The 18,164-nt window shown below is 61.3% G+C and carries 22 protein-coding genes; 11 read left to right on the top strand and 11 right to left on the bottom strand.

All coding sequences use genetic code 11. The features are described 5' to 3' along the window. Positions 1-37 precede the first annotated feature (37 nt). Together FX984_RS21975 and FX984_RS21970 are read right to left on the bottom strand one after the other, a co-directional pair. Positions 38-2,548 carry an ABC transporter permease gene (locus FX984_RS21975; RefSeq protein ID WP_146478096.1) on the bottom strand — a complete coding sequence of 837 codons (2,511 nt, stop codon included), beginning with the start codon at positions 2,546-2,548 and terminating at the stop codon, positions 38-40. Continuing rightward, complete coding sequence (locus tag FX984_RS21970) at positions 2,548-3,231, bottom strand: ABC transporter ATP-binding protein (RefSeq protein WP_005786391.1); 684 nt, start codon at positions 3,229-3,231, stop codon at positions 2,548-2,550. Before FX984_RS21970 ends, FX984_RS21975 begins: the two co-directional genes overlap by 1 nt. 10 nt (positions 3,232-3,241) lie before the next feature. Here FX984_RS21970 and FX984_RS21965 point away from each other — a divergent pair, with 10 nt between their 5' ends. From FX984_RS21965 to FX984_RS21955, 3 genes are all read left to right on the top strand, one after another. Further along, a complete protein-coding gene (locus tag FX984_RS21965; RefSeq protein WP_027606974.1) occupies positions 3,242-3,847 on the top strand; it encodes an arylesterase in 606 nt (201 codons plus the stop codon). 58 nt (positions 3,848-3,905) lie between these two features. Beyond that, positions 3,906-4,199: a hypothetical protein gene (locus tag FX984_RS21960; RefSeq protein WP_003172705.1), complete on the top strand. Its 294-nt coding sequence runs from the start codon at positions 3,906-3,908 to the stop codon at positions 4,197-4,199. 73 nt (positions 4,200-4,272) lie between these two features. After that, positions 4,273-5,241: a L,D-transpeptidase family protein gene (locus FX984_RS21955; protein ID WP_027606975.1), complete on the top strand. Its 969-nt coding sequence runs from the start codon at positions 4,273-4,275 to the stop codon at positions 5,239-5,241. A gap of 137 nt (positions 5,242-5,378) precedes the next feature. Here the strand turns inward: FX984_RS21955 and oprI are convergent, their stop codons facing one another. After that, positions 5,379-5,630, bottom strand: coding sequence for an outer membrane lipoprotei OprI (oprI, locus tag FX984_RS21950; protein ID WP_003172710.1), 252 nt, complete (start codon positions 5,628-5,630; stop codon positions 5,379-5,381). A gap of 611 nt (positions 5,631-6,241) precedes the next feature. On the opposite strand from oprI, the gene FX984_RS21945 reads away from it, so the two are divergent. Beyond that, entirely contained in the window at positions 6,242-6,523 is a 282-nt protein-coding gene (locus tag FX984_RS21945) for a GNAT family N-acetyltransferase (protein ID WP_027606976.1), read from the top strand. Positions 6,524-6,600: 77 nt separating this feature from the next. Here the strand turns inward: FX984_RS21945 and FX984_RS21940 are convergent, their stop codons facing one another. Next, entirely contained in the window at positions 6,601-7,677 is a 1,077-nt protein-coding gene (locus FX984_RS21940; protein WP_027606977.1) for a 3-deoxy-7-phosphoheptulonate synthase, read from the bottom strand. Between the two features lie 130 nt (positions 7,678-7,807). After that, a complete protein-coding gene (locus FX984_RS21935; RefSeq protein ID WP_027606978.1) occupies positions 7,808-8,242 on the bottom strand; it encodes a PilZ domain-containing protein in 435 nt (144 codons plus the stop codon). Here FX984_RS21935 and FX984_RS21930 point away from each other — a divergent pair. From FX984_RS21930 to cysB, 5 genes are all read left to right on the top strand, one after another. Further along, the gene (locus FX984_RS21930; RefSeq protein WP_027606979.1) at positions 8,241-8,627 is read left to right on the top strand and encodes a thioredoxin family protein; all 387 of its coding nucleotides are present in this window, start codon (positions 8,241-8,243) and stop codon (positions 8,625-8,627) included. The two genes, FX984_RS21935 and FX984_RS21930, sit on opposite strands and share 2 nt — an antisense overlap. Then, positions 8,624-9,577, top strand: a complete 954-nt coding sequence (locus FX984_RS21925) for a putative 2-dehydropantoate 2-reductase (protein WP_027606980.1) — start codon at positions 8,624-8,626, stop codon at positions 9,575-9,577. The genes FX984_RS21930 and FX984_RS21925 overlap by 4 nt, the downstream gene beginning before the upstream one ends. A 15-nt stretch (positions 9,578-9,592) precedes the next feature. Next, the gene (locus FX984_RS21920; RefSeq protein ID WP_027606981.1) at positions 9,593-10,510 is read left to right on the top strand and encodes a 5'-nucleotidase; all 918 of its coding nucleotides are present in this window, start codon (positions 9,593-9,595) and stop codon (positions 10,508-10,510) included. A 53-nt stretch (positions 10,511-10,563) separates the two neighbouring features. Beyond that, the gene (locus tag FX984_RS21915; protein ID WP_027606982.1) at positions 10,564-11,064 is read left to right on the top strand and encodes a universal stress protein; all 501 of its coding nucleotides are present in this window, start codon (positions 10,564-10,566) and stop codon (positions 11,062-11,064) included. Positions 11,065-11,168: 104 nt separating this feature from the next. Continuing rightward, positions 11,169-12,143, top strand: coding sequence for an HTH-type transcriptional regulator CysB (gene cysB, locus FX984_RS21910; protein ID WP_003189876.1), 975 nt, complete (start codon positions 11,169-11,171; stop codon positions 12,141-12,143). Between the two features lie 6 nt (positions 12,144-12,149). Here the strand turns inward: cysB and FX984_RS21905 are convergent, their stop codons facing one another. Both FX984_RS21905 and FX984_RS21900 read right to left on the bottom strand, forming a co-directional pair. Further along, complete coding sequence (locus FX984_RS21905) at positions 12,150-12,632, bottom strand: GreA/GreB family elongation factor (RefSeq protein WP_027606983.1); 483 nt, start codon at positions 12,630-12,632, stop codon at positions 12,150-12,152. Positions 12,633-12,637: 5 nt separating this feature from the next. Beyond that, positions 12,638-13,006 carry a hypothetical protein gene (locus tag FX984_RS21900; protein WP_108574496.1) on the bottom strand — a complete coding sequence of 123 codons (369 nt, stop codon included), beginning with the start codon at positions 13,004-13,006 and terminating at the stop codon, positions 12,638-12,640. A 132-nt stretch (positions 13,007-13,138) separates the two neighbouring features. On the opposite strand from FX984_RS21900, the gene earP reads away from it, so the two are divergent. After that, positions 13,139-14,272, top strand: a complete 1,134-nt coding sequence (gene earP / locus FX984_RS21895) for an elongation factor P maturation arginine rhamnosyltransferase EarP (protein WP_027606985.1) — start codon at positions 13,139-13,141, stop codon at positions 14,270-14,272. A 48-nt stretch (positions 14,273-14,320) separates the two neighbouring features. Beyond that, complete coding sequence (locus FX984_RS21890) at positions 14,321-14,893, top strand: elongation factor P (protein ID WP_003172723.1); 573 nt, start codon at positions 14,321-14,323, stop codon at positions 14,891-14,893. 65 nt (positions 14,894-14,958) lie between these two features. Here the strand turns inward: FX984_RS21890 and FX984_RS21885 are convergent, their stop codons facing one another. The 4 genes from FX984_RS21885 to FX984_RS21870 all read right to left on the bottom strand — a co-directional run bounded on the left by FX984_RS21885 (position 14,959) and on the right by FX984_RS21870 (position 18,142). Next, positions 14,959-15,975: an alpha/beta hydrolase gene (locus tag FX984_RS21885; protein ID WP_027606986.1), complete on the bottom strand. Its 1,017-nt coding sequence runs from the start codon at positions 15,973-15,975 to the stop codon at positions 14,959-14,961. A 27-nt stretch (positions 15,976-16,002) separates the two neighbouring features. Further along, on the bottom strand, positions 16,003-16,422 hold the full coding sequence (locus FX984_RS21880; RefSeq protein ID WP_027606987.1) for an organic hydroperoxide resistance protein: 420 nt from the start codon (positions 16,420-16,422) through the stop codon (positions 16,003-16,005). A 237-nt stretch (positions 16,423-16,659) separates the two neighbouring features. Then, positions 16,660-17,112, bottom strand: a complete 453-nt coding sequence (locus FX984_RS21875; RefSeq protein WP_027606988.1) for a MarR family winged helix-turn-helix transcriptional regulator — start codon at positions 17,110-17,112, stop codon at positions 16,660-16,662. Positions 17,113-17,191: 79 nt separating this feature from the next. Then, complete coding sequence (locus FX984_RS21870; protein WP_027606989.1) at positions 17,192-18,142, bottom strand: LysR family transcriptional regulator; 951 nt, start codon at positions 18,140-18,142, stop codon at positions 17,192-17,194. Positions 18,143-18,164 lie beyond the last annotated feature (22 nt).

Here is an 18,164-nt window from a genome sequence, read left to right as displayed (position 1 = left end):
GACCCGCCCCCCGCAAGGCAGGCGGGTCATTGACCGCTCAGCCCTCGCGCAAAACCGTCAGCGGGCTGGCATTCAGCGCACGGCGCGTGCCGAACACCCCGGCACCGCCGATCAATACGGCGCCGATCACAGGCAGCAGCAACAGCCAGGGGTGCGGTTGCCAGGCCAGGTCGAAGGCATAGCGGTACAGCACCCACGTCACCAACTCGGTACCCAGCGCCGCCAGCAAGCCGCTGACTGCGCCCAGCAAGCCGAACTCGATGCGCCGCGCCTTGACCAGCAGCTTGCGCTCCGCGCCCAGTGCCCGGAGCAGTGCACCTTGGCGAATACGCTCATCCAAGGTGGCTTGCAGGCCGGAGAACAGCACCGCCATCCCAGCGGCCAGCACAAACAACAACACGTACTCCACCGCCAGTGTCACTTGGGCGAGGATGCTGCGCAGCTGCTCCAGCAGCGCCTCGACCTGCAGGATGGTCACCGCCGGGAAGGCGCGGGACAGATCAACGATCTGCTGATCATGCCCTGGCGCGAGGTAGAAGCTGGTCAGGTAGGTGGCCGGCAGGTCCGTCAAGGTTCCCGGTTGGAAAATCATGAAGAAGTTCGGCTGGAAGTTATCCCAGTTGATGGTTCGCAGGCTGGCAACCCGCGCCTCACGGTTTTCCCCGGCGATGGTGAACACCAGGTGATCGTTCAACTTGAGCTTGAGGCTCTGCGCGACCTTGGCTTCTACCGAGACTCCGGGCATTCCATCGGGGGGTTGTTGCGACCACCATGAGCCTTCGGTCAGGGTATTGCCCGGCGGCAGGTCGGCGGCCCAGGTCAGGCTCAAGTCCCGTTGTACGGCGCGGTCACCGCTGGAGTCCTTGCTGACTATTTCCTGTACCGGCTCGCCATTGATACTGATCAACCGACCTGGCACGACCGGGTACAGCGGCGCGGATTGCGCCTGCACTTCCAGCAGGCGGGCACCAAAGGCGTCCTTATCGGCCGGCAGGATATTCAAGGCGAAATAGTTGGGGGCGTCCTTGGGCAGCTGGTTTTGCCAGGTGTCCAGCAATTCGCCACGCAGCAGGGCGATCAAGCCCATGGACAACAGGATCAGGCCGAATGCCAGGGACTGGCCCGCCGCCGCCAGCGGGTGGCGCAGCAATTGGCCCAGGCCCAGGCGCCACGGCAGGGAGGCCCGGGCCAACAGGCGTCGCAGGCTTTGCAACAGCAGCAGAAGCAAGCCCCCCAGAACCAGCGCGGCAACCACGCCGCCGCCCAGCAGGGCGAAGGTCAGCACCAGGTCGAGGCTCAGGCGCCACATGATCAGGCCCAGGGCGAACAACGCGGCGCCGTAGACCATCCAGGTGCTGGACGGGATAGGCAGCAGGTCGCGCCTCAGCACTCGCAGCGGCGGCACGCGACCGAGGGCGGCCAACGGTGGCAGCGCGAATCCCGCGAGAGCAACCAGCCCGGTGCCGATCCCGGCAATGGCCGGCAACAGTCCACCAGGCGGAACATCCGCCGGCAACAGGTCGTGCAGGAAATAGAACAGGCCAAACTGTGCCAGCCAACCGAGCAGGGCGCCGGCCAGGCTCGCCAGCAACCCCAGTACGCTCAATTGCAGGCTGAACAGCAACATGGCCTCGAGTCGCGATAACCCAAGGCAACGTAGTAACGCACTGGCGTCGAAACGGCGGGTGGCAAAGCGGTTGGCCGACAGGGCCACGGCGACGCCGGCCAACAGCACGGCCACCAGGCTGGCCATGTTCAGGTAGCGCTCGGCTTTGCCCAGGGCGCCGCCGATCTGCTGGTTGCCGTCCCGTGAATCCTGAAGACGCTGGTTGGCAGCGAGCCCCGGCTTGATCAGGTCACGATAGGTTTGCAGCGCGGTGCTGGCCTGCGGGCCACGCCACAACTCGCGGTAGCTGACGCGACTGCCTGGCTGGACTACGCCGGTGGCGTCCAGGTCCGCCAGGTTGATCATCACCCTGGGCGTCAGGCTATAGAAGTTGCCGGCGCGATCCGGCTCGTAGGTCAGTACGCGTGCCAGGCGCAAGGTCTTCATACCCACATCGATACTGTCGCCGACGTTCAGGTCCAGTGCCGTCAGCAGCCGCGACTCGACCCAGGCTTCACCGGGTTTCGGCCCGCCGCCCGGGGTTTCGTCCCCAAAGGGGGCTGCTGCGCTCTTGAGTTGACCGCGTAGCGGATACTGCTCGTTGACCGCCTTGATGCTGGAGAGCTGGATACCATTATCGGTGGCAATGACGCTGGAAAACTCAACCACACGGGCGTGATCCAGGCCCAGTTCGGTCCCGGATCTGATTTGTTCGGGGCGGGCCGGTGAGCTGCCTTCGAGTACCAGGTCGGCGCCGAGGAACTCCGTGGCGCGCAACAGCATGGCGCCGTTGAGGCGGGCGCCGAAATAACCGATGGCGGTACTGGCGGCCACGGCCACCAACAGGGCGAAGAACAACACACGCAATTCGCCGGCGCGGGCATCGCGCAGTAATTGGCGCAGGGCAAGACTGAACAGGCGCAACAGCGGCAAACGTGCCATCAAGGCTCCAGGGGGGCGACCATCAGGCCGGCTTCAAGGCGGATCAGGCGTCGGCAACGATGAGCCAGGCGCTCGTCATGGGTAACCAGCACCAGGGTCGTGCCGCTTTCTTTATTGAGCTCGAACAGCAGGTCGCTGATGCGCTCGCCGGTGTGGCTGTCGAGGTTGCCGGTGGGCTCATCGGCAAACAGCACGTCCGGTTCGGCGGCAAAGGCGCGGGCAATCGCCACCCGTTGCTGTTCGCCCCCGGAAAGCTGGCGTGGGGAATGGGTCAGGCGCTGGCCGAGGCCCACGCGCTCCAGCAGGTGTCTGGCGCGTTCGCGGGCGTCCTTGCGGCCATCCAGCTCCAGCGGCAGCATGACGTTCTCCAGCGCATTGAGGCTGTCGAGCAGTTGAAACGACTGGAACACAAAGCCTACGTGTTCGGCACGGATGCGTGCGCGCTGGTCTTCGTCGAGGGTGCTGAGCGCCTGGCCGGCGAGGGTGACTTCACCGCTGCTGGGCAGGTCGAGGCCGGCGAGCAGGCCGAGGAGGGTGGATTTACCGGAGCCGGAGCTGCCGACGATAGCCAGGCTATCGCCCTTGTTCAGTTCCAGGCTCAGTTCGTGCAGGATAGTCAGTTCACCTTCCGCGCTGGGAACCACTTTGCTGAGGTTCCGCGCGGTGAGAATGCTTGCGCCCATGGAGAATCCGATGCGAATGTGGTTTTTGAGTGCTGGCCTGGCCTTGATGTGCATGGCCCAGAACGCAGCGGCGGGTACAGTCCTGATCGTTGGCGATAGTATCAGTGCCGGTTTCGGCCTGGATACCAGCAAAGGGTGGGTCGCATTGCTGCAGCAACGGCTCAAGAAGGAAGGTTTCGACGATAAAGTGGTCAATGCCTCCATCAGCGGCGACACCAGTGCCGGAGGCCTCGCGCGCCTGCCGGCGGCGCTCGCAGCGCATAAGCCGGACGTGGTGGTAATCGAATTGGGTGGTAACGACGGCTTGCGCGGGCAGCCGCCGGCGCAATTGCAACAAAATCTTGCGTCGATGATCGAGCAGTCCCAGGCCAGCGGTGCGAAGGTACTGTTGCTGGGCATGCAGATTCCGCCCAATTACGGGAAGCGCTATGTCGATGCATTCGCCAAGGTATTCAATGACGTCGCAACGGCCAAAAAGGTGCCGTTGGTGCCATTTTTCCTGGAGGGTATCGGTGGCAACCCGGCGTTGATGCAGGCTGATGGACTGCACCCGGCTGTCGGCGCCCAGGGCAAATTGCTGGAAAATGTCTGGCCGACGCTAAAACCGCTGCTATGACGCTTTTCTACCGGCAGGCTTTCGGCTAAGGTGGCGCCCCCCCGATCTGGAGCCCCCGATGTCGCGTCCTGCCTGGTCCCTGTTTAACTACCAACTGATCGAGCCGGACGAGCAGCTGGATCTGTTCGCCTGCCAGGAAGTGCGGGTGCATCTGGTGACGCGTCAATTGGAACTGGGCGGCTCCATCGACCGCACCCTGTGCGGTACGTTATTGCCGGCGCAGCCGCGTTGGTCCCTGGTCGACCGTTCGATTTTCCAGGACCAGCGCCTGTGCCCTTTGTGCCGGGCGATCCTGGAGTCGCAGAAGCGTGGCACGCCGCCAATCTGGCCCGAGTTGCGTTTCGAGTTGTAGGGGGCAGCTAGAAGTCCGCTTCACGTATACAATCGATTTTTACCTACCCGTCGTTCTGCGAAGGATTTTCCGGATGTTGTCGCGCCTTTCCGTCGTCACCTGCTGCCTGTCTCTTGCTGCCTTGTGTGCGGCCGGTCCTGCCGCCGCCTTGCAGTTGCCCCTGCCACCACCCGGCGAAGACATCGTCGGGCAGGTCCAGGTGATCAAGGCCAAGTACGAAGACACCTTTGCCGACCTGGGTACCACCTACGACCTGGGCTATTCGGAAATGGTCGCGGCCAATCCGGGCGTCGATGCCTGGTTGCCGGGGGCGGGGACCGAGATCGTCCTGCCGACGCGCTTCATCCTGCCGCCGGGCCCCCGTGAGGGCATCGTGATCAACCTGGCGGAATACCGGCTCTACTACTTCCCCAAGGGGCAGGACGTGGTCTACACCTTCCCGCTTGGGATTGGCCGTGAAGGCTGGGGCTCGCCCATTGCGCACACCAGCATCATCGCCAAGACGCCGAACCCGACCTGGACGCCGCCGGCCTCGATCAAGGCCGAGCACGCCGCCAACGGCGACCCGTTGCCCAATGTGGTGCCGGCCGGCCCGGACAACCCCCTGGGGCCGTTCAAGTTCACCCTGGGAACGCCGGGTTACCTCATCCACGGTTCCAACATGAAGTTCGGCATCGGCACCCGTACCAGCCACGGCTGCTTCCGCATGTTCAACAACAACGTGCTGGAAATGGCCGGCATGGTCCCGGTGGGGACGTCGGTGCGCATCATCAACGATGCCTACAAGTTCGGCAGCAGCGGCGGCAAGGTCTACCTCGAGGCGCATACGCCCTTGAACGACGATGGCACGCCGTCGGTGGTCGACAAGCACACGGCAGTGATCAACGCCTTGCTCAAGCGTGAAGACCTGGCCAATAACCTGCGGGTGAACTGGGATCAGGTGCGTGATGTGGTCGCGGCCGAAGATGGCCTGCCCACCGAGATCGGTGTGCCAGGTGCTGCACCGATAGCTTCCAGCGCGCCGATCGACCTGCAGCAATAAGCGTCCGGTCCGCTGCTGAGCCCGCCACGGCCTTGCGCTGCGGCGGGCTTTTTATTGCGCGGGGTTCTGGTCCGAATCGCAGGCAATAAAAAGCCGATCCAAGAATGGATCGGCTTGATAACAATCCCGAGGGATTATTACTTGCGGCTAGCTTTTTCAAGCATACGCAGAGCGCGCTCGTTAGCTTCGTCAGCAGTCTGTTGTGCTTTTTGAGCAGCAGCCAGAGCTTCATCAGCTTTACGGTAGGCTTCGTCTGCACGGGCCTGGGAGCGAGCTGCTGCGTCTTCAGTTGCAGTCAGACGAGCTTCGGTTTCTTTGGAGACGCTGCTGCAACCGGTAGCCAGAACTGCGGCCAGAGCCAGAGCAGAGAATTTCAGAACGTTGTTCATCGTGTTCCCCTTCAAGGACTTTCTATTAAATGGCTACTTTCTCAGAGTGAGCTAATAGCCGGCGTACATACTACCCATTACTTGTAGTAAGTAAACTGACGTAGCGCAAGAAGCAAAAAAAATTCTTGTACCGAATCTATTTTGGCTAACCTTTTTGAGGTTTGTATAAAAACTGTCCAGTTTTTTTCATTCGGATGAAAATTGGATCCAGGCTGAAAGGGCCAGCCCGCATGTGCCGGGCCTGGCAACCAGATGAAAATTTATATATCCACGCCGACACTTTGGTTAGGCTTGAGGATGCTTGCCCGAGCATCTTTTACGCATGTAGAGGTGACTTTAAGAGCGCCTGTTCGTCTCAAGGTTCAACTGCCGGCAATGTTCAGGCTTTCGGTCACCGGTTGATCGAGGCCCTTTCTATATCCACCAGCGGCAGGGATGACGGGCACGCCTTGAGCAATTACAGGATTGCTGCCTACTATTCCCTACGTGCTGGTTGTGAGCGCTCAAGGTTTTCTCGTTGTCGAAACCGGCACGGGGTGGCGTAGATGTTCCTTCGCCGGAAAAACATCGGTAAGGTAGGGGTCAGAATCCAAGACCCGCGAGGAGTAGTGATGAGCGAGGCGTTGTCCATCCACCATGACCAGGCTGGTCATCAGTTCGAGACCAATGTGGACGGTCATCGTGCCTATCTGACCTATATGGACCTCGGGAAGCAGACCCTGGACATCTATCGGACCTTCGTGCCCAACGCACTGCGCGGCCGTGGCATTGCTGCCGCGTTGACCGAGGAAGCGTTGAAGTTTGCCGAAGAGCAAGGCTACACGGTGATCCCGTCGTGTTCCTATGTCGAACGCTACATGGAGCGCCACCAGCGCCATGCCGCGAAGCTATAACGCACAACATAAAATGCAGCATGAAAAACGCCGGGCTCAGCCCGGCGTTTTTGTGTGCGCACCCTTCAGATACAGGTTCAGCTGCGTTTGCGTTTCGGCAATACGTCCTTGAGCTTGGCGTGCATGCTGCGCAGGGTGTTCTCGGTGGCGGACCAGTCGATGCAGGCATCGGTGATCGATACGCCGTACTGCAAGTCGGCCAGGTCCTTTGGAATCGCCTGGCAGCCCCAGTTCAGGTGGCTCTCGACCATCAGGCCGATAATCGACTGGTTGCCTTCGAGGATCTGGTTGGCGACGTTTTCCATCACCAGCGGCTGCAGCGCCGGGTCCTTGTTGGAGTTGGCGTGGCTGCAGTCGACCATGATGTTCGGCTTGATCCTGGCCTTGTTCAGCGCCTGCTCGCAGAGCGCCACGCTGACCGAGTCATAGTTGGGCTTGCCATTGCCGCCGCGCAACACCACGTGACCGTAGGCATTGCCCTTGGTGGTGACGATGGAGACGCCGCCTTCCTGGTTGATACCCAGGAAACGGTGAGGGCTGGAGACCGATTGCAGCGCGTTGATCGCCACGGTCAGGCCGCCGTCGGTGCCGTTCTTGAAGCCTACGGCCGAAGACAGGCCGGATGCCATTTCGCGGTGGGTCTGCGACTCGGTGGTGCGCGCGCCGATGGCCGACCAGCTGATCAGGTCCTGCAGGTACTGCGGGGAGATCGGGTCGAGGGCTTCGGTGGCGGTGGGCAGGCCCATTTCGGCCAGGTCCAGCAGCAATTTGCGACCGATGTGCAAACCGTCCTGGATCTTGAACGAGTCGTCCAGGTACGGGTCGTTGATCAAGCCTTTCCAGCCCACGGTGGTACGCGGCTTCTCGAAATACACGCGCATCACCAGGTACAAGGTGTCGGACACTTCCGCCGCCAGCACTTTGAGGCGCTCGGCGTATTCGTGGGCAGCCTTGAGGTCGTGGATCGAGCAAGGCCCGATCACGACGAAGAGGCGGTGGTCGGTGCCATCGAGAATGTCACGGATGACTTCGCGGCCCTTGGTGACGGTCTGCAGGGCAGCGTCGCTCAGAGGGATTTCGCGCTTGAGCTGATCGGGTGTGATCAGGGTCTCGTTGGATTCGACGTTTAGGTCATTGATCGGTAAATCAGCCATCGTGTTACTCGCCAGGGTCACGGGTGCCGGCCGCCAGCCATCCCCGTGCGGCGGGCACAGCATGATTTGAATGCAGGGGGGAGGAACCTTAGCGCGTAACACGGGCCCGCGACAATGGGCAAAGCCCGCTTTAATCCAGCGCTGGTCGCACAAACGTCTCGTGGGCGAACTCGCCGGCATGGCGCGCCACCCACTCACGGGCCAGGGCTTCGAGTTGCTGCGGGGTGGGCTCGGCATCTTCGTGCTGGCGGCAGTAGCGCTCTATCCGGCATGCTTGTTCACCCATTCGCGCACCGAACAACGCATGTTCATCGGTAAACGAAATGCCCACGCGGTAGCCGTTTTCCACCTTGCGACACCACGCCACATACCCCGGATAGCGGGCCGTGGCGCCCAGGGAGGGAATGTGCAGGTCAACGGCCGTGCCCTGGCGCCATGGGCGGGGCCAATTGCAGGCAACGCCGCCCAGTCCGATAGTGTGCAGGCGTTGGCGGGGGATGGCGGGAGAGGGGCGTTGGATTAACTCGACAGCGACATCATCAGGGTGAGGTAAAAAACGACCCATGTACACGGACTCCGAGCACCGTCCAGTTGACGGCGGTGGCAGCAGTATAGTGAAGGAACTGGAATTGACCGACCTGGATATTGACCAGCAATTGCTGGGATTGCCAGGTATTTCGCTGGTGGTGTTCACCAGCGTGGGGTGTTCCAGCTGCCGTTGGGCACGCCAGCAGTTGCCGGGCTGGCGTTTGCCGGTGGACCGCGTGTGCTGGGTGGATGCCGGGCACAATGGCGGTGCGGTCGAACGCTACCAGATCTTTCATTTGCCGGCGTTGTTCGTGGTGTGCGAGGGTCAGTTCCTCGGGCAAATACAGACACGTCTTACGCTTTCTGACCTGACCGAAACCATTGACCAAGCACTTAGCCGCACTCCGGAGGAACTGCCATGACAGTACAGTCGCCACGTATCGGCATTATCGGCACCGGCGCCATCGGTGGCTTCTATGGCGTGATGCTGGCACGCGCGGGCTTCGACGTGCACTTCCTGCTGCGCAGCGAATACGCGGCGGTCAGCGAGCACGGCCTGCGCGTCAATAGCCGTGTGCATGGCAACCTGCAACTGCGCCCGGTGCAGGCCTACGCCCATGCCGCCGACATGCCGCCGTGCGATTGGTTGCTGGTGGGCACCAAGTCCACCGGCAATGTCGAGCTGGCCCCGACCCTCGCCCAGGTCGCGGCGCCGGACGCCAAGGTGGTGTTGCTGCAAAACGGCCTGGATGTCGAAGACAGTCTGCGTGAACACCTGCCGCCATCCCTGCATCTACTGGGCGGGCTGTGCTACATCGGCGTACACCGCTCCGCGCCTGGCGTCGTCGAGCATCAGGCGTTGGGCCGGGTCAACCTGGGCTACCACAGCGGCACGGCCGCCAACGATGAGGCCCGTCAGAAGGCTATTGTCGAAGCCGGTGCCGCGTTGTTTCATAAGGCCGGCATCGAGTCCCAGACCATGGCCAATGTGCATCAGGCCCGCTGGCACAAGCTGGTGTGGAACGTGCCTTACAATGGCCTCTCCGTACTGTTGGGAACGGGTACCACGGCAATGATGGCGGACGAATCCAGCCGCGAGCTGATCCAGGCGCTGATGGCCGAAGTGGTGCAGGGCGCCCATGCCTGCGGTCATGAAATCCCCGACAGTTACGCCGAGCAGATGTTCGCCATGACGGAAACCATGGACGATTACCTGCCCAGCATGTACCACGACCATATACATAAACGCCCGCTGGAACTGGCGGCGATCTATGGGCGACCGCTCGCTGCCGCCAAGGCCGCAGGTTGCGAATTGCCACGAATGCAGGCGCTGTACCAGGCCTTGAGCTTTATTGATCGGCATAACCGCTGATTCGGGGGACGTACCATGGCAAAGGGATTGGGCGACAAACTGGTGCTGGCGATTTCCTCGCGGGCCCTGTTCGACCTGAGCGACAGCCACAAGGTCTACCTTGCCCAAGGGGTGGAGGCCTACCGTAAATACCAGATCGAACACGAGGAAGAGATCCTCGAGCCCGGTGACGCCTTTCCGCTGGTCAAGAAGCTGCTGAGCCTCAATGCCAGCCTGGGCCGTGCTCGGGTCGAGGTGGTGCTGGTGTCGCGCAACAGTGCCGACACCGGCTTGCGCGTGTTCAATTCCATCCAGCATTACGGCCTGGATATTTCCCGCGCAGCCTTTGTCGGTGGGCGTAGTCCTTATCCTTATTTGGCAGCGTTTGGCTGTCACCTGTTTCTGTCCACCCATGCTGAAGATGTACGCAGCGCCCTCGATGCCGGCTTTGCCGCCGCGACGATTCTGTCGGGCGGTCCGCGCCGGGCGTCCAGCGAAGAGCTGCGGATCGCCTTCGACGGTGACGCGGTGCTGTTCTCCGATGAGTCGGAGCGCGTGTACCAGGCCGGTGGGCTGGAGGCGTTCCAGGCCAGCGAGCGCGAGTCGGCACGCCAGCCTTTGCACGGTGGCCCGTTCAAGGGCTTCCTGGCGGCACTCAACTTGTTGCAGCGTGAGTTTCCAGACGAGGCCTGCCCGATCCGCACAGCCTTGGTCACCGCCCGTTCGGCGCCTTCCCACGAGCGGGTGATCCGGACCTTGCGTGAGTGGGACATCCGCCTGGATGAGTCACTGTTTCTCGGCGGCCTGGAAAAGTCCGCCTTCCTGGAGGCGTTTGCCGCGGATGTGTTTTTCGATGACCAGGCCGGTCACTGCGAGAAAGCCAGGGAGGTGGTGGCCACCGGGCATGTGCCCCATGGCATCAGTAACGAGGTGAGGATTCAGGCCGAGACCTAGGCGCGCTGCTAAGCTCATTCAATCTCCTCCATCCTGGCCGTCCGGGAGGTTTTATGATTCGTTCGATGCTGTACGCCACAGACCTCGGTCTGTATGCGCCGTATGTGATGCAACATGCACTGGCGCTGGCACGAACGTTCAAGGCTGACCTGGATGTGATTCATGTGGTCGAGCCCATCGGGTTGTTCGCCGAATCGGTGTTGCAGAGCTACCTTGATGAGAAGGCCTTGAGTGAATGGCAGAGCCAGGGGCTGAGCACTGTCATGGCGACCATCGAGCAGCGGGTGCTGGACAGTTTTCGCGAAGAATTGGGGGACGAGGGCCAGGACCTGGAACTGATTCGCTCGGTACGGGTGATTCAGGGCGACCCCTGCGAAGTGATACTCGAGCAGTTGCGCAAATTGTCCGTCGACCTGTTGATCGTCGGCAGCCACAGCCATGCCACGGCGGCCGCCACACCGCTTGGGCGCACCGCCGCACGGGTGCTGCAGTTGTCTAGCGTGCCGGTTTACCTGGTGCCTGCGTTACAGCGTCGACGCAGTGATGACGTGTGATGGGTAAAAAACGATAAAAAGTTCTAGATTTATCCGTCAAACCTTTAATATAGTTATATACCGTCGCTGATACCCGTGGCGTCTATCTGCTTTGAGGGACACATATGAAGCTTCAACAACTGCGCTACATCTGGGAAGTGGCGCACCACGACCTCAACGTTTCCGCTACCGCTCAAAGCCTTTACACCTCCCAACCCGGTATCAGCAAGCAGATCCGCCTGCTCGAAGACGAGCTGGGCGTCGAAGTGTTCGCGCGCAGCGGCAAGCACCTCACCCGTGTCACCCCGGCCGGTGAACGCATCATCACCACCGCCGGCGAGATCCTGCGCAAAGTCGAGAGCATCAAGCAGATCGCCCAGGAATTCTCCAACGAGAAGAAAGGCACCTTGTCGATTGCCACGACCCACACCCAGGCGCGTTACGCATTGCCGCCGGTGATCCGCGATTTCATCAAGCAATACCCGGACGTGGCGCTGCACATGCATCAAGGCTCGCCGATGCAGATCGCCGAGATGGCCGCCGACGGCACCGTCGATTTCGCCATCGCCACCGAAGCCCTGGAGCTGTTCGGTGACCTGGTGATGATGCCGTGCTACCGCTGGAACCGTTGCGTCGTCGTGCCCCAGGGCCACCCATTGGCCAAGTTGCCGAAGCTGACCCTGGAAGCCCTGGCCGAATACCCGATCGTCACCTACGTCTTCGGTTTCACCGGCCGCTCCAAGCTCGACGAAGCCTTCAGCCATCGTGGCCTGACGCCGAAAGTGGTGTTCACCGCCGCCGACGCCGACGTCATCAAGACCTATGTGCGCCTGGGCCTGGGCGTGGGCATCGTCGCCAAGATGGCCGTCGATACCAACCTCGATAAAGACCTGGTGGTGCTGGATGCCAGCGAGCTGTTCGAGTCCAGTGTGACCAAGATCGGCTTCCGCCGTGGCACCTTCCTGCGGGGCTTCATGTGCGACTTCATCGAGAAGTTCGCCCCGCACCTGACCCGCGAAGTCATGGCCAAGGCAATCCAGTGCCACAACAAGCAGGAACTGGAAGAGCTGTTCGACGGCGTGGAATTGCCCGTCCATTAAGGGGGGTTACTTGGCCTCGGTAACCGTAAAGTGTTGCCGGGCGCCTGCCACCAGAATCTCCACCTCATCACCTTCGAACTTGCCCAGCAGGCTTTTGCCCAAGGGTGAACGCGGGGTGATGACGGTCACCGGTTGCCCGACCACGTCCACCTTCAAACCCGCCGCATCCGGTGCCAGGAACAGCCACTGCTGGCGGCCGTTCTCGTCTTCCAGGCCCAGCAATGTGCCGACTTCTATGCCACGTTGATCATCGTACGCACGCAGTGGCAGGTTCTGGCATAGCGCCAGCGCCTGCTTGATTTCCTCGACGCGCCTGGCTTGCCCGGCTGCCAGGTAAGACGCCTCCAGCCCGAGGGTGTCGTATTTGTTTTCGGCGATATTTTCTTCGTGGGTCGCGGTTTCGTAGGCGGTCTGCGCGGCGCGCTGGGCGATGTCGAGGTCGACGGTGAGTTTTTCCAGGATCAGCTGGTGAACGGCGTGTTTATTCATGGTCATCAATCGCAGAATTGCAGGACATTGGCCCGGGTCTTTTCATTCGGTGCGTTCTGGTCCTGCTGCAGCCAGAACTGGCATTTTGGGTTGGACAGGTTGCGTGCGTTATTGCGGGCCTGGTCCAGGGCCTGCTGTTGTTCATGCTTCTGCAGGTTCTGTTGATATTGCTCGAACATACGGTTCGGCGGCTCCGGCGCAACCGGTGCGGGTTTACCCAGTTGCTCAACGGCCTGGGCTACAGGCGCCAGGCTTTGCGGGAACAGGTAGCGCGACGCCAGCCAACTGGTCAGCGCAATGGCGATAAATCCCAGCCACACCCCCAGGGCAATGGCGAGCGTGAGCTTGGGCAGCGACAACGAGCGATCGGACATGATGGCCTCCTGGCAGGCATTAACGGCATGGCGGCGATTGTCGCACAGCCACTGTGCAGAATAATCGCGATCAAGCCTTCTGCATTGGCGCATTTATGCGGACAATCGAGCCTTTGAGCGTTGGAGCGCGGAATGAAAGCCCGCTGGGATATTTTTTGCAGCGTCGTCGATAACTATGGCGACATCGGCGTGACCTGGCGCCTGGCCCGGCAATTGGTGGCGGAGCAGGGCTGCGAGGTGCGCTTGTGGGTCGACGACCTGCGCGCCTTCGAGCGTATGTGCCCCGAGATTGATGTGCGCCTGGACCAGCAATGGCAAGAGGGTGTCGATGTGCGCCATTGGCCGGCCGTGTGGTCGAGCGCACCGGCAGCCGATGTGGTGATCGCCGCCTTCGCCTGCCAGTTGCCGCCTGACTACATGGAAGCCATGGCCGCGCGTGAACGCACGCCGTTGTGGATGAACCTGGATTACCTCAGTGCCGAAGACTGGGTAGTGGGGTGCCATCGGTTGCCGTCGGTGAAGTTCAAGGGCGTGCAGAAGTACTTCTTTTTCCCAGGGTTCCGACCCGGTACGGGCGGGTTGTTACGCGAGGCCGGGTTGCTGGAACAGCGTCAGGCGTTTCAGCAGGATGCCGCTGCACAGCGGCAATTCCTGCAAGACTTGGGTGTGTTTCCGGCACCGGGTGCGCGGCTGATCTCGTTGTTCGCCTACGAAAACGCCGGGCTGGCCAGTTGGCTGGATGCACTTTCGACCGACGGGCACACCACTCATCTCTTGGTGCCGGAAGGGCGCATCCTCGGTGATGTACAGCATTGGCTCGGTGTCGAAGGCCTGGCGGTGGGGGACGTCCATCAACGCAACGCCCTGACCGTGCAGGTGCTGCCGTTTGTGCGCCAGGAGCAATATGACCGCCTGCTGTGGTGTTGTGACTTCAACGCCGTGCGAGGCGAAGACTCGTTCGTGCGCGCCCAATGGGCCGGGCGGCCGCTGCTGTGGCACATCTATCGCCAGGACGAAGACATCCACCTGGACAAGCTCGACGCCTTCCTGGACCTGTACACCGCCGCCCTGTCACCGGCCGCAAAGGCTGCCCTGGTCGAGCTCTGGCAAGCCTGGAACACTGATGGCGATATGGCACAAGCGTGGAAAATGCTGCTGGCGCACTGGCCTGAGTTAAGCCAGCACGCGCAGACGTGGTGTCTGGAACAAGGCTTGCAGGCCGATCTTGCGACGGCGCTGGTACAGTTTTATGAAAGTTGGATATGATACGCGACCTTGATTTTTGTAATCCCATCCAAATTTCGGATATACGCAATGAAAACTGGTAAAGAACTGAAACCCGGTACAGTGATCCGTCTCGAAAACGACCCTTGGCTGGTTCAGAAAGCTGAGTTCACCAAGTCTGGTCGTAACAGCGCAATCATGAAGACCAAGCTGAAGAACCTGCTGACCGGTTACAAGACCGAGATCGTCTACAGCGCCGATGACAAACTGGACGACGTGATCCTCGACCGCAAGGAAGCGACCCTGTCCTTCATCAGCGGCGACACCTACACGTTCATGGACACCACCGACTACACCATGTACGAGCTGAACGCTGAAGATATCGAAGCCGTTCTGCCGTTCATCGAAGAAGGCATGGAAGACGTCTGCGAAGCTATTTTCTTCGAAGAGCGCCTGGTTTCCGTAGAGCTGCCGACCACTATCGTGCGTAAGGTTGCCTACACCGAAGGTTCCGCTCGCGGTGACACTTCGGGCAAAGTAATGAAGCCTGCCAAGCTGAGCAACGGTACCGAACTGCAAGTAGCCGATTTCATCGAAATCGACGACCTGATCGAGATCGACACCCGCGAAGGTGGTTCGTACAAAGGTCGCGCCAAGAAGTAATTCCGGCCCCGCCGATACGAAAAAAGCCCGACCTAGCGTCGGGCTTTTTCGTGGGCGCTGCTTTTTTACTTCAGGTGTTGCTTGAGCTCGTCGGATGCCTGCAGCAAGGCCGAACGCACCGCTGGTACCTGGCTGACCACATTGAGCAAGCCGTAGTCGTGGATCATGCCGTTATAGCGCACGGCGGTCACTGGAACCCCGGCCTGGTCCAGCTTGCGCGCATAGGCTTCGCCTTCGTCACGCAACACGTCGGCACCGGCGGTCTGAATCAGCGCGGGCGGCAAGCCCTTGAGCTGATCCGCGGTCGCCCGCAGCGGCGAGGCGTAGATCTCGGCGCGCTGATTGGCGTCGGTGGTGTAGTTGTCCCAGAACCACTTCATCATGTTCCTGGTGAGGAAGTGCCCTTCGGCGTACTGGTTGTAGGACGCCGTCTCGAAGTTGGCATCGGTCACCGGCCATAACAGCAGCTGGAACTTGATCGCAGGTGTGCCCTTGTCCTTGGCCATCAGGCTGACGACGGCTGCCATATTGCCGCCGACACTATTGCCCGCGACCGCCAGGCGTTTGCCGTCGACGTTGATGTCCTTGCCATGCTCGGCGACCCACTTGGTTGCGCCGTAGGCCTGGTTGATCGCCACCGGATAGCGGGCTTCCGGTGAAGGCGTGTAGTTGACGAAGACCGCCACGGCCCCCGAACCCGCCACCAGATCGCGCACCAGGCGCTCGTGGGTCGGGTAATCCCCCAACACCCAGCCGCCACCGTGGAAGAACATGAACACCGGCAATGTGCCCTTGACCCCGGCTGGCCGCACGATGGTCAGGTCCAGCGGCTGGCCATCGACCTGAATGGTCTTCTGGCTCACGTCCGCCTTGGGCAGGGTCAACTTCACACCGGCCTGGGCGCCCGTCAGCACGGCACGGGCTTGCGTGGGTGTCAGTTGTTCCATCGGTTTGCCGGTGCCGGCGTTCAACGCATCCAGGAAGGCCTGGGTACTGTGTTCAACGTCGCCATTGGCGGCAAACGCGTGAGTGACGGACAGGGCGAGCAGGCTGCCGGTCAGCACGTTGGCAAATGTGTTCATGTTCTTCTCCAGTGACAGCGGCAGTGGTTAGACGGTTACGTGCAGGCGCACATCGACGTTGCCACGGGTGGCGTTGGAGTACGGGCAGACTTGGTGCGCGGCGTCGACCAGGCTTTGCGCATCGTCCTCGGCCAGGCCTGGCAGGCTGACGTGCAGGTCGATATCCAGGCCGAAACCGCCAGGGATCTGGCCGATGCCGACGTGGGCAGTGATCGAGGCATCATCCGGGATTTTGCGTTTGGTCTGGCTGGCGACGAATTTCAGGGCGCCGATAAAGCAGGCCGAGTAACCGGCGGCAAACAGTTGTTCCGGATTGGTGGCCTGGCCGCCGGCGCCGCCCAACTCCTTGGGAGTGGAGAGTTTGACGTCGAGGATATTGTCGCTGGAAACAGCGCGACCATCACGGCCGCCGGTGGCGGTGGCTACTGCGGTATAGAGCGTTTGCATGGTGTCGTCCTCTTGGTTTTTAGCGCTAAAGTTTTGCGCGCTAATTAGTTGGTGAGGCAAATGTATAGCGCTAATGTTTAGCGCGCAAGATAAATGTATAAATATTTTTTCAGTCGCTGCAAACCAGTGTGGGAGGAGGCTTGCTCCCGATAGCGGTGTTTCAGTCAAAAGATTCGTCGACTGATAAACCGTCATCGGGAGCAAGCCCCCTCCCACAGGTTGAGTGTTTTGCCGTGTTCAGATCGCGTTCTGCAGGTTGCCCCGCAACGCAAGCAAGTCAGCCTGCAGCTTGCGCAATTGGTCCAGCTCCAAACCGCTGGCGCCGAGAATGCACTGTGGAATGCCCATGGCCTTTTCCTGCAAGGCACGCCCGGCGCCGGTCAGTTCCACCACCACCACGCGCTCATCTTCACGGCTGCGGGTGCGGCTGAGCAGGCCTTCGGCTTCCAGGCGCTTGAGCAGGGGCGTCAGGGAGCCCGGGTCGGTCAGCAGGCGGCTGCTGATTTCTCCGACGGTCAAACCATCTTCTTCCCACAGCACCATCATGGCCAGATACTGCGGGTAGGTCAGGCCGAGGGCTTGCAGGAGCGGTTTGTAGACCTTGGTCATCAGCAGCGACGTGGAGTGCAGGGCGAAACACAGTTGGTTGTCCAGCAACAGGGATTCGCACGGGGCGGGATTTTTGCTCATGGTGGTGCCTCAAAAAAGCGTGTCTGCCTGGAATCTAGCGGGCAAATCTTTAATGCGCCAGATAATTCTGTGCGGGTGGTCAGACCAGTCCGTTCTGCAGTGCCAGATCCCAAGGCGGCACGGGGCTGAATCGGGACTTGAGGTATTCCAGCAGCAACCGGCTGCGCGCATTGGGCTGCTGTTCCAGGCGCAGTGCATAGATCCCGGTGGTCTCCGGGGTGGGTAGGCCGTCTTGGCAAAACAGCGGCAGTAACTCGCCGCGCACCAGGTACTCACTGGCCAGCCAGGTGGGGAGGTGGGCGATCCCCAGCCCGGCGAGAGCGCCCGATAACAGCGCTTCAGCGTTGTTGGCGCTCATGCGGATGCGCCGCGGGCGATACGTTGCACGTCGCCCGTCCAACTCGAAGCGCCACGCGAACATCGGCGCCAGGCCGTCCCAGTCCAGGCCGTCATGCTCGCTCAATTCGCGAGGGTGGGCCGGGGTGCCACGGCTTTTCAGGTAGGCCGGACTGGCGCAGGCGATGCGCACGATACTGGCCAGGGGCGTGGCGATCAGCCGGGTATCGACGATATGCCCGGCGCGCAGCACCAGGTCGACCTTGCCCAAGTGCGCGCCCTGCATATCGACAAAGCTGTCGATCAGATGCAGGTGCACATCCAAGCCCGGGTACACATTCAGGAAGTCGGCGATCACGGGCGCCAGATGCCGTCGCCCAAACGCTGCCGGTGCGTCCACGCGGATCAAGCCCTCGGGCGCATGGCTCAAGGAGACCGCTTCCGCCCGCGCCAGTTGCAGCTCGCTGACAATCCGTCGTGCCCGCTCGGCGAAGGCCAGGCCCGCCGGGGTTGGCACCACCGCGTGAGTGCTGCGCTGGAACAGGCGGCTGCCCACGGAGCTTTCCAGGCTGTCGATGCGCCGCGCCACCGCCGAAGGGGTCAGCGGATGGCGACGGGCTGCGGCAGAAAAGCTGCCGGTTTCCAGTACATCGAGAAACAGGCTCAGTTGATCGGTCAGCGTGTTGGGATTCATCGATGCGCGCTTATGCGAGATT

Origin of the sequence: Pseudomonas marginalis, assembly GCF_008692035.1 — a bacterium.
GTDB classification, from domain to species: domain Bacteria; phylum Pseudomonadota; class Gammaproteobacteria; order Pseudomonadales; family Pseudomonadaceae; genus Aquipseudomonas; species Aquipseudomonas marginalis.
This window is presented reverse-complemented; position numbering and strand designations above follow the sequence as displayed.